Annotated in this window: 9 protein-coding genes and 1 tRNA gene; 4 read left to right on the forward strand and 6 right to left on the reverse strand. The window is 58.4% G+C overall.

Annotation, left to right across the window (positions count from 1 at the left end):
• Window positions 1-84: 84 nt before the first annotated feature.
• From gatB to pepN, 3 genes are all read right to left on the reverse strand, one after another.
• The gene (gatB, locus tag L0H65_RS08040) at window positions 85-1596 is read right to left on the reverse strand and encodes an Asp-tRNA(Asn)/Glu-tRNA(Gln) amidotransferase subunit GatB (RefSeq protein WP_301458366.1); all 1512 of its coding nucleotides are present in this window, start codon (window positions 1594-1596) and stop codon (window positions 85-87) included.
• Between the two features lie 62 nt (window positions 1597-1658).
• Window positions 1659-2189: a hypothetical protein gene (locus L0H65_RS08045; RefSeq protein WP_301458367.1), complete on the reverse strand. Its 531-nt coding sequence runs from the start codon at window positions 2187-2189 to the stop codon at window positions 1659-1661.
• 82 nt (window positions 2190-2271) lie between these two features.
• Complete coding sequence (pepN, locus tag L0H65_RS08050) at window positions 2272-4842, reverse strand: aminopeptidase N (RefSeq protein ID WP_301458368.1); 2571 nt, start codon at window positions 4840-4842, stop codon at window positions 2272-2274.
• A 177-nt stretch (window positions 4843-5019) separates the two neighbouring features.
• On the opposite strand from pepN, the gene L0H65_RS08055 reads away from it, so the two are divergent.
• Complete coding sequence (locus L0H65_RS08055; protein ID WP_301458369.1) at window positions 5020-5373, forward strand: hypothetical protein; 354 nt, start codon at window positions 5020-5022, stop codon at window positions 5371-5373.
• Between the two features lie 267 nt (window positions 5374-5640).
• The gene (locus tag L0H65_RS08060) at window positions 5641-7782 is read left to right on the forward strand and encodes a malate synthase G (protein WP_301458370.1); all 2142 of its coding nucleotides are present in this window, start codon (window positions 5641-5643) and stop codon (window positions 7780-7782) included.
• A 123-nt stretch (window positions 7783-7905) separates the two neighbouring features.
• On the opposite strand, the gene L0H65_RS08065 is transcribed toward L0H65_RS08060, so the two are convergent.
• Window positions 7906-8160 (reverse strand): BolA family transcriptional regulator, encoded by a 255-nt coding sequence (locus tag L0H65_RS08065; protein WP_301458375.1) that lies wholly within the window; start codon window positions 8158-8160, stop codon window positions 7906-7908.
• Window positions 8161-8233: 73 nt separating this feature from the next.
• Between L0H65_RS08065 and L0H65_RS08070 the strand changes: the two genes are divergently transcribed.
• Both L0H65_RS08070 and L0H65_RS08075 read left to right on the forward strand, forming a co-directional pair.
• Window positions 8234-8872: a J domain-containing protein gene (locus tag L0H65_RS08070; protein WP_301458371.1), complete on the forward strand. Its 639-nt coding sequence runs from the start codon at window positions 8234-8236 to the stop codon at window positions 8870-8872.
• A 98-nt stretch (window positions 8873-8970) separates the two neighbouring features.
• Window positions 8971-9044: transfer RNA gene (locus L0H65_RS08075), tRNA-Cys, on the forward strand.
• Window positions 9045-9096: 52 nt separating this feature from the next.
• Here L0H65_RS08075 and L0H65_RS08080 read toward each other — a convergent pair.
• Together L0H65_RS08080 and L0H65_RS08085 are read right to left on the reverse strand one after the other, a co-directional pair.
• Window positions 9097-9327 (reverse strand): hypothetical protein, encoded by a 231-nt coding sequence (locus L0H65_RS08080; protein ID WP_301458373.1) that lies wholly within the window; start codon window positions 9325-9327, stop codon window positions 9097-9099.
• Window positions 9309-9863 carry a hypothetical protein gene (locus L0H65_RS08085; protein ID WP_301458374.1) on the reverse strand — a complete coding sequence of 185 codons (555 nt, stop codon included), beginning with the start codon at window positions 9861-9863 and terminating at the stop codon, window positions 9309-9311. Before L0H65_RS08085 ends, L0H65_RS08080 begins: the two co-directional genes overlap by 19 nt.
• Between the last annotated feature and the right edge of the window lie 233 nt (window positions 9864-10096).

Genomic DNA, 10096 nt, shown 5'->3' on the forward strand with positions numbered 1-10096 from the left:
CATGAGGGCTTCATCGGCCAAACCGGACAGAAAGGAAAGCAGCGCGCCGATCAGCTTGTTGTGATCGGCGCATCTTTGCCGGGTTTACAGCCCCAGCCTCTGCGCCACCAGTTGTTGCACCATTGCCGGTGCAGCCTTGCCGCCGGTGGCCTTGATGACCTGCCCGACAAACCACCCGGCGAGTTTCGGGTTCGCCTTGGCCTTTTCGACCTGATCCGGGTTGGCGGCAATAATCTCATCCACCGCAGCTTCGATCTCGCCGGTGTCCGTCACCTGTTTCATCCCGTGGCTCGCTGCGACCTTTGCCGGATCGCCGCCTTCCGTCCAGATGATTTCGAACAAATCCTTCGCCATCTTGCCGGAAATTTCGCCCGAGCCGATCAGGTCAATAATCCCACCGAGTTGCTCGGCGGAAACCGGGGTCGCCTCAATCGTCAGGCTTTCCTTGTTCAAACGGCCAAACAACTCGTTGATGACCCAATTCGCGGCAATTTTGCCATCGCGCCCGTTGGCAACCAGTTCAAAAAAATCAGCACTATCGAGGTCGGCGGTCAGCACATTGGCATCATAATCCGTCAGGCCGAAATCGCCCATGAAACGGGTTTTCTTGGCGTCCGGCAGTTCCGGCATGTTGGCAGCGATATCATCAACCCACGCTTGCTCTATCTCCAGCGGCAGCAGATCGGGGCATGGGAAATAGCGGTAATCATGCGCCTCCTCTTTGGACCGCATGGAACGGGTTTCGCCTTTGTCCGGGTCATAGAGCCGGGTTTCCTGATGCACCTTGCCGCCATCCTCCAGAATCGCGATCTGGCGGCGAGCCTCATAATCAATCGCTTGCGTCATGAAGCGCATGGAGTTCATGTTCTTGATTTCGCAGCGGGTGCCGAGGTGGCCGAAATCCTGCGTGGCCTGATATTTCTCATACTGGCCGGGGCGGCAGACCGAGACATTGACATCGGCGCGCAAGTTGCCGTTTTGCATATTGCCGTCACAGGTGCCCAAGTAGCGCAGGATTTGGCGCAGTTTGGTAACATAAGCGGTCGCCTCCTCCGCCGAGCGGATATCGGGGCGGGAGACGATTTCCATCAGGGCAACGCCGGTGCGGTTGAAATCGACAAACGACATCGTGGGGTCCATGTCATGGATGGATTTTCCTGCGTCCTGTTCCAGATGGATACGTTCGACGCGGACCAGACGGGCAATGCCGGGAGAAAGTTCGACCAGCACTTCGCCCTCACCCACAATCGGGTGGTAAAGCTGGCTGATCTGATAGCCCTGCGGCAGATCGGGGTAGAAGTAATTCTTGCGGTCAAAAGCCGAGCGCAGATTGATTTGCGCTTTCAGGCCCAACCCAGACCGCACCGCCTGTTCCACGCAATAATCATTGATCACCGGCAACATCCCCGGCATCGCGGCATCGACGAAGGCGACGTTGGAATTTGGTTCCGCGCCGACTTGGGTGGACGCCCCGGAAAACAGCTTGGCGTTAGAGGAAACCTGCGCGTGAATCTCCATCCCGATCACGATTTCCCAATCATGCTTCGCCCCCGAAATCACCTTCGGCTTGGGGTTTTCATAGGTCAGATCGAGCATGGCGCGTCCCTTCTTGGCTTGCCGCATCTTTAAGCCAGCAAAGGCATGGGTTCAAGCGCGGTTCAACGCAGCCGAAAGGTTTGGGTCACTTCCTCCAACGCTTCCTTTTGCTTCACTGACAGCCCGGTATGGCCCGATTGCGCAGTATCGTTCAGCACCGCCATCAAAGGGGTCAGCGCATCGCGGCCTTGCAGTTTGAAAAGGCGGCGCAGGATGCGGGTGAAACCGGGCGCGGCCCCACCGGATTCCGACAGCAACCAACGCCCGAGAATCAACGCCTCCTGCGCCTTGTCATGCCCAAGGTCGAGATGGCTTTGCACGCTGCGCGTCAGGCTTGCGTGTTGTTCGGCGGTGGGCAACCCGTCGAGTTCAAGGAATGCAAGGCCAAGGGCCGTGGCGGCAAGTTTCGGGTCATCAATGGATTCGACCGGGTGCAGGTTCAGCTTGCGGCTAAATCCGAACCGGCGGGCGGCGGCCATTACATCCGACGCCACCCCGGCGAGTTCATTGGTCATATGGGCGGCATTTTTCGCCCGGTTCACCCAGAAATAGGCTGCGGCCAACAGGCCCAGAAGACCGAGGATGAACGGCATCTAACACTCCATACTCACCAAATGTTTCACTGCATTAATCGCGAAAACGGTACAACTTCCAAGCGAAAAGATGCGCGCGGGGTCAGGCATCCAGCATCCGCCCCACCATTTCGGCCAGATTTCGGCTGAGACCCTCGACCGTCTTTATCCGCATCAATTCACCCCGGATCATTGCCTGACGGTCGGCATCATAGCGCGGCCATGTCTCAAACGCGGTGGACATGCGGGCGGCGGTTTGCGGGTTCAGCGGGTCCAGTTTGATCAGCCAATCGGCCAGCAGGCGGTAAGAGGCACCGGAAACATGGTGAAACCCCGCGTGATTGCCCGCAAGTGAGGCGATGACGGCACGGAAACGATTGGGGTTTTTCCAATCGAACGCCGCATCTTTGGTCAGGCTTTCGGTGACGGCGGCGGTTTGATCCGGCGCGGCAAAACTGACTTGCAGCGCGAACCATTTGTCCATCACCAACCGGTCGTTGTGCCATTTCGCGCGAAACTGGGCGACCTCATCCCTGCCCTGCCCGATGTCGAGCAGAATCGCCAAAGCGCTCAATTCCTCGGTCATCGAATTGGCCTTGGCAAAGCCTGTCCGAGCAGAATCGCCACCGTCGAGCCGCGCCATCAGTGCCAACGCGCCCAGACGGAGCGAACGGCGACCCGCGGCAATTGCACCGGGATCAAAGGCGCCAAGGGTTTCATTGGCGGCTATCAGCGCGGGCAAGCGTTTGGCCAGATGCTGCGCCAGATCAGCCTGCATCTGGCGGCGCGCGGTATGGATCTTGGTCGGGTCCGGCACATGCCCCGCAGCAAACAGGGTTTGGGCGATGTCATCTTCGCCCGGCAGGCGCAGGGTCAGGGCGCGGAAAGCCGGGTCAAGGCTGTCGTCGAAACTAACCGCCTCGACTGCGGCAAGCCAGTCGGCCGAGGTCGCGGTGCCTTTGGTGATCGCCGCAATCAGTACCTCTTTCGCCAAGGCGCGCCCCGCCTCCCATTTGTTGAAAGGGTCGGTGTCATGCGCCAGAAGGAAGGCGCGTTCGGCGGCATTGCTGGCGCGGTCCAAGATCACAGGGGCCGAAAATCCGCGCAGGATCGACGGCACCGGGCGGCTGGCAAGGCCGTCGAAGGTGAAGCTTTGACGCGCTTCGGTCAGTTCCAGAACACGCGTTGGCACCACTTCATCACCGTTGGGGTTCAGCAGGCCAACCGCCACGGGAATCACCTTGGGATCTTTCTTCGGCTGACCGGGAGTCGCAGGGTTTTTCTGTTCCAGATGAAGGGTATAGGTGCCGTCTTTGAAGTCATCCGTTACGGTCACCGTCGGCGTCCCTGCTTGCGAATACCAGCGCTTGAACTGTGAAAGGTCACGCCCGGTGGCATCTTCAAACACCCTGAGCCAGTCTTCAATCGTCGCCGCATGGCCATCATGCCGCGCAAAATACAAATCGAGTGCCGCCTTGTACCCCGCGTCCCCGACCAGCGTTTTCAGCATCCCGATCACTTCCGCGCCTTTTTCATAGATCGTCGCGGTGTAGAAATTGTTGATCTCGACATAGGATTCGGGCCGCACAGCATGGGCCAGCGGGCCGCCATCCTCGCGGAACTGACGGGCGCGGAGGGTCAGCACATCCTCAATCCGCTTCACGGCATGCGACCGCATATCGCCGGAGAAGCTCTGATCGCGGAAAACCGTCAGCCCTTCTTTCAGGCAAAGCTGGAACCAATCGCGGCAGGTGATGCGGTTGCCGGTCCAGTTGTGGAAATACTCATGCGCGATCACCGCCTCGATCCGGGCAAAATCATCATCGGTCGCGGTTTCCGGCGTCGCCAGCACCAGCTTGGAGTTGAAGACGTTCAACCCCTTGTTTTCCATCGCCCCCATGTTGAAATCATCGACCGCAACGATGTTGAACACGTCGAGGTCATATTCGCGGCCATAGACCTCCTCATCCCATTTCATTGACCGGATCAGACTGTCCATCGCATAGGCGCATTTGCCCTCATCGCCCTTGCGGACCCAGATGTTCAGCGCGACCTTGCGGCCCGCCATCGTGGTGAAATGATCGGAATGGGCGACCAGATCACCCGCCACCAACGCAAAAAGATAGGCGGGTTTCGGCCAGGGGTCATGCCACGCGCCCTGCCCGCCATTTTCTTGGACCAACGGGTTGCCGTTCGACAGTTGCACCGGCATTTCGGTTTCCATCGTCACATCAAAGCGCGCCATCACATCGGGGCGGTCGGGGTAATAAGTGATTTTGCGAAAGCCCTGCGCCTCACATTGGGTGCAATACATGCCGCCAGACATATAAAGGCCATCGAGCGCGGTGTTGGTTTCGGGCGAAATCTCCACCTCGGTTTCGACGGTGAACGGACCATCCGGCAGATCATCGGCGGGAATCAGCAGACCAGTTGCAACCGGGGTCGTGGCAAGTGCTGTGCCATTCACCACCAGTGACCGCAGCGCCAGCTTCTCGCCGTCCAGCCAAAGATCATGGTGACCGGGCCGCGCAGGATTGGGGCGAAACGACAGTTTTGCCTGCACACGGGTTTGCGTGGGATGCAGTTTGAAATGCAGCGTCACATGCTCCAACAGATAGGGATAAGGCGTGTAATCGGCGAGCAGGACGGGCTGCGATGCGGAAGATGCGGACATGGGCTGCCTTTCAGGGGTTCTCGTCAGGGGCGGCAGGTCACCCGATGGCGGCTGTGGGATCAGCGGGCAAAGGGGGAACCGGACAGATAGCAGGACGTTATTCCGGTGTCGGGTGGGGTTCAACCGCCCGCGCGCCGAATGCCGTGTCGAAACGACAATTCAAAGAAAGGAAAGATCATGTCAGCCCCCCAAACCAATCTTGAAAAGCAGAAGCGTTGGCATCGTGGCCCCTTGCTTGGCATCATTCTGGCCGTCGCAGCGGCGCTTTTGCTGTTTGTGGTCTACGTCGCTTATGTTGGTGCCCCTGCGGATCGTGGCCTCGATACCGGTGAGACAGTGACGGCAGACCCTGCGCAACCCGCGCCCGATGTCACGCCGAACCCGGCGCAACCGGCACCCGATGTCACGCCGAACCCGGCGCAGCCGGCACCGGGGCCAGACGTAACGCCGCCCCCGGCGAACCCGTCCGATCCGGGCACCACACCCGCGACACCGCCAGCCGAAGTTCCGGCCCCCGCACCGGGGAATTGACCCGTCGCGGCGCACCCTTACGCGCATTGCGGCGGAATCGTCACACAGAAAAGTCCTGGTCTGCGGCGACGTGCTGCGGCCGGATCAATCGTGTCCCAGTGCCGCCGCGGCCCCACGCGGTGGCCAATCTGTCACTCGCTGGCAACGCCATAAGAACCTTCTGGTTTTTGACGACATGCAAAGCCCTCTTTCACGGCCACGCGCGATTGCCTTCGGCGGGCAATAAACCTAATGGTATCCCGTGGTATGCAAAGCGATGAGGGCAAGATGGCAAAGATGATTGAAAGAAGCGGGCTTCGTGTCGATGCCGCTTTGGTGGCCTTTGTCGAAACCCGCGCCTTGCCCGGAACCGGCGTGAACGTCGATCTGTTCTGGGAGGGGTTCGCGAATGCGGTACATCGGCTGGGCCACAAGAATCGTTTGCTGCTGGCGCATCGCGCGGCGCTGCAAAACCGGATCAACGCCTGGCATGTCGAGCGCCGGGGGCGACCGATGGATACCGCAGCCTATCGGGCTTTCCTGACCGAAATTGGCTATCTCGAACCCGAAGGACCGGATTTCAGCATTGAGACGGAAAACGTCGACCCGGAGATTGCGAATATCGCGGGACCGCAACTGGTGGTGCCGGTGATGAACGCACGATATGCGCTCAACGCCGCCAATGCCCGTTGGGGAAGTCTTTATGACGCACTTTATGGCACCGATGCGATGGGCGATTTGCCACAGGGCAAGGGCTTCGATCCGGCGCGCGGGGCGCGGGTTATGGCCTGGGGGCGGGATTTCCTCGACATGGCAGTGCCTTTGGCAACCGGATCACATCGGGATGTGACGGGATATACGGTCGCAGATGGTCGGTTGTCACCAAGGCTACGCGATGCCTCCGCGTTTGTTGGTTATCAGGGCGATCCCGCATCCCCAACCGCAATTCTTTTGCGCAACAATGGGTTGCACATCATTCTTGAGATCAACACCGATCACCCGATCGGCAAAACCGATGCGGCCCATATTGCAGATATCCGGCTGGAGGCGGCATTGTCGTCGATCATCGACTGCGAGGATTCGGTCGCTGCCGTCGATGCCGAAGACAAGGTTGCCGCCTATTCGAACTGGCTCGGCCTGATGCAGGGCGATCTGACCGAAGTGGTGGAAAAGAACGGCGAGAGCTTTACCCGCGCCCTCGCCCCCGATCTGGAGTTCACCGCCGCCGATGGGGCGCCGCTGGTGGTACTCAAGGGTCGCTCCCTGATGCTAGTGCGCAATGTCGGGCATCTGATGACCAATCCGGCAATCATCGACAAGGATGGGTTCGAGGTGCCGGAAGGCATCATGGATGCGTTTGTCACCACGCTTTGCGCGCTCCATGACCTTGCGAAAACCGACGGGCCGCGCAATTCGGTCAAGGGGTCGATCTATGTCGTAAAGCCGAAAATGCATGGTCCCGCCGAAGTCGCGCTGGCAGATGAGATCTTTACCGCAGTGGAGGCGGTGCTTGGCCTGCCCCGATATACCGTGAAGCTCGGTATCATGGATGAGGAACGCCGCACCTCTGCCAACCTGAAGGAATGTATCCGCGCCGCAAAGCACCGGGTCGCCTTCATCAACACCGGCTTTCTGGACCGCACCGGGGATGAGATCCACACCTCGATGGAAGCGGGACCGATGGTGCGCAAAGGGGAAATGAAGCACAGCGAATGGATCGAAGCCTATGAATTGCGCAATGTCGATATCGGGCTCGCCTGTGGCTTGCGTGGCCGCGCGCAGATCGGCAAGGGCATGTGGGCGATGCCCGACCATATGGCCGATATGCTGGCACAGAAAATCGCGCAGCCCGAAGCGGGTGCCAATTGCGCCTGGGTACCATCGCCCACCGCAGCGACCTTGCACGCCACGCATTATCATCGGGTGAAGGTGGCAGATGTGCAGGAAAAGATCGCGAAAATCGGGCCGCGTGCGTCGCTGGAAACGCTTTTGACGATTCCGTTGGCGAGCGGGACCAACTGGTCGGAGGACGAGATCGCACAAGAGATCGAGAACAACGCCCAAGGAATTCTCGGTTATGTCGTGCGCTGGGTGGATCTTGGGGTCGGCGCGTCAAAAGTGCCGGATATCCACGACATCGGCTTGATGGAAGATCGCGCGACCTGCCGGATTTCCAGTCAGGCACTGGCGAACTGGCTTCGTCATGGAATTGTCACCGAGGCGCAGGTGATGGGTGCGATGCAGAAAATGGCATCCGTGGTGGACCGGCAGAACCGGGGCGAGCCCGGCTATCGCGACATGGCACCGCAATTTGACGGCGAGGCATTTCTGGCCGCGTGTGAATTGGTATTTGACGGGCGCGCACAGCCTTCGGGCTACACCGAACCTGTGCTGCATCGCCGAAGGCTGGCGTTGAAGACCAGAGGTTGAAGGCGCATCGGGCCCGGTACTGTCGAAATCCGTGATGTAGAAAAAGGGGGCGCTCGCGCCCCCTCGGGGCTTTGCCCCTCACCCCCTGAGGATATTTTTGAACAGATGAGAACGGGTCACGGATCAGCCTGCATCAATCGCCAGCGCATGAATACGCGCGATCAGGTCCGGGCCGAGGGCGGCATGTATGGTTCGGTGGCGGGCCAGTCGGGATAGTCTGGCCAATGCTTTCGCCCGGATCAGAACATTGAAATGGGTCTGGCCGGTTCCGTCATCGCCGGCATGGCCCAAATGGCGGTTGCTGTCGTTCACCACCTCCAACCGATCCGGCGAAAAAGCGCCGGTGAGTTTCGCGGCTATTTCCTCTGCCACCGTCATAATGCTGTCAACCCCCTTCAATCCCATGAACAATAGTCTAAACTCTCGCCTTCGAGTCGGAAAGGCAAGTATCATGGCAACACGTCCCCCCTTTGAATTTGACATGCGGGTTTCTTCGGACAAGAAGAAACGCAAGACCGGTCGGCGCGGCATGTCCGGGGCGTTTGAGACCTCCAAGCAGATTTGCGAACATCCGGCCTGTCAGGAACCGGGGCTGTATCGTGCGCCCAAGAACCCCGATTTGCTGGATGAGTTCTATTGGTTCTGCAAGGATCATGTGCGTGAATACAACCTGAAATGGAATTTCTTTCAGGGCAATACCGATGAGGAGTTCGAGGCTTTTATGGACAAGGACCGTGTCTGGGGCCGAGAAACCAAGCCGTTCAACAAGCGCCCGGACGAAGGGCGGGTCTGGTCACGGTTGGGCGTCAATGATCCGATGGAGATTCTTGGCGAAAAGGCGACGCAGAACCCCGGCAAGATCAACCCCGCCGCTGCGACGCGCAAATTGCCGCCGACGGAGCGCAAGGCGCTGGAGATTCTCGATGCGCGCGATACATGGACGCGACCGGAAATCCGCAAGCAATACAAGAGTCTGGTGAAAGATCTTCATCCTGACATGAACGCCGGCGACCGCAGCGATGAGGAGCGGCTGCAAGAGGTGGTCTGGGCTTGGGAACAGATCAAGGAAAGCCGGTTCTTTCGCGATTGATGCGATATGAGAATGGGTTCATCTGGGGAGATTCCTTGGCCGATGTGCCGCTTGGGACTTGACGCAGTGCATCGGCCTGACTAATTGATGCGACAGATGGCGGGTGGGCAGGCAGGCTATGCACCGGATTGCAAATCCGAGTAGACCGGTTCGATTCCGGTACCCGCCTCCAAAACTAAATCCATACCACTGATTATATTAGATTAAATTCACGACAGAACGTTCTACCCGCCAAAAGACCCGCCATCATATTTGCGCTTGAATGCAATAGAACGCATCAAATAATTGCTTGAAAATATTTCCCGACATCCATGCCCCGATACCGGTGCCTGACTTTTTTTGTCAAAGTACGTCAGATCTGTTGAGACTTTCATTGAAATCACTGCCAAGCCTACACAGTCATTTAAAAGCGAAAAGTTTGGACTCAACAGAAAGATTAATTCAATATCAGCCATTTAGTGGCGATCTGTAAAGGGAACACACAAGCAGGCTTCTTCCCGCAAGACCAGAGTGGGGCGAATAGTTTGGGCAAGTCGGCAACCCGAGTTTCACCACCCAAGCTCAACTCGCCACGCAGGATCACTTCCGTACCCCGAATTCTGGTGCCGACATCTGTGAGCCTGGCATCAAGCGATTGGGCCATATGCTGATACAGACGGTCCATCCATCGTTTGAGTTCGACGTCTGCCGTGTGGACTAACGGCAGGCATTTCCCGACAGCACAGTCAGAGGGTTGAGCCGGAATAGGATTGTCCTTCACAAAGTTCTTCACATCCAGCAACAGCTTCAGGGCGGGAAGGTCCTGCTCGTCGCCACCGAGCAAGTTGTATGCAGCCGTCAGCGCAGTTTGCATTTTGTTAGATGACCTACGCAGCGCCTCAGCCTGCTCCCACATTTTTTGGCGAAGATCGCAAAGCTGGCGCGCGTCCATGTTAGGCTGGCCTACCTGGTCCAGAAAATTGTCGGGCAAAGCTTTGAGATAGTCACGCATTGCACCATTATCTTCTCGCCAAACCGCCTGGGCCGTTGCCTGCGCCAAGCTTTCAAATTCCGGCTGCCCTTCTGCCAGATCGGGATAACAGTCTTTGGCAACAGACAGGATCTCATCACGTGATGGACCTTGCGTTACATCGGCGTCACCATTGCCGCGGGGCCAAAAGGCAACGCTGGTGACCTGCCCCCCGAGGCTCCCTCATTCATAACGAGAGTTTGCGGGTTTGGGTT

The sequence above is a fragment of the Pseudorhodobacter sp. genome, assembly GCF_030452865.1.
GTDB lineage: Bacteria > Pseudomonadota > Alphaproteobacteria > Rhodobacterales > Rhodobacteraceae > Pseudorhodobacter.

Bases quoted from the DNA above. Each gene is read 5' to 3' on its own strand.
- L0H65_RS08045 (WP_301458367.1), bottom strand. From the start codon at position 2,189: ATGCCGTTCATCCTCGGTCTTCTGGGCCTGTTGGCCGCAGCCTATTTC.
- L0H65_RS08070 (WP_301458371.1), top strand. From the start codon at position 8,234: ATGGCAACACGTCCCCCCTTTGAATTTGACATGCGGGTTTCTTCGGAC.
- L0H65_RS08085 (WP_301458374.1), bottom strand. From the start codon at position 9,863: ATGCGTGACTATCTCAAAGCTTTGCCCGACAATTTTCTGGACCAGGTA.
- L0H65_RS08060 (WP_301458370.1), top strand. From the start codon at position 5,641: ATGGCAAAGATGATTGAAAGAAGCGGGCTTCGTGTCGATGCCGCTTTG.
- L0H65_RS08055 (WP_301458369.1), top strand. From the start codon at position 5,020: ATGTCAGCCCCCCAAACCAATCTTGAAAAGCAGAAGCGTTGGCATCGT.
- L0H65_RS08065 (WP_301458375.1), bottom strand. From the start codon at position 8,160: ATGACGGTGGCAGAGGAAATAGCCGCGAAACTCACCGGCGCTTTTTCG.
- L0H65_RS08080 (WP_301458373.1), bottom strand. From the start codon at position 9,327: ATGGCTGATATTGAATTAATCTTTCTGTTGAGTCCAAACTTTTCGCTT.
- pepN (WP_301458368.1), bottom strand. From the start codon at position 4,842: ATGTCCGCATCTTCCGCATCGCAGCCCGTCCTGCTCGCCGATTACACG.
- gatB (WP_301458366.1), bottom strand. From the start codon at position 1,596: ATGCTCGATCTGACCTATGAAAACCCCAAGCCGAAGGTGATTTCGGGG.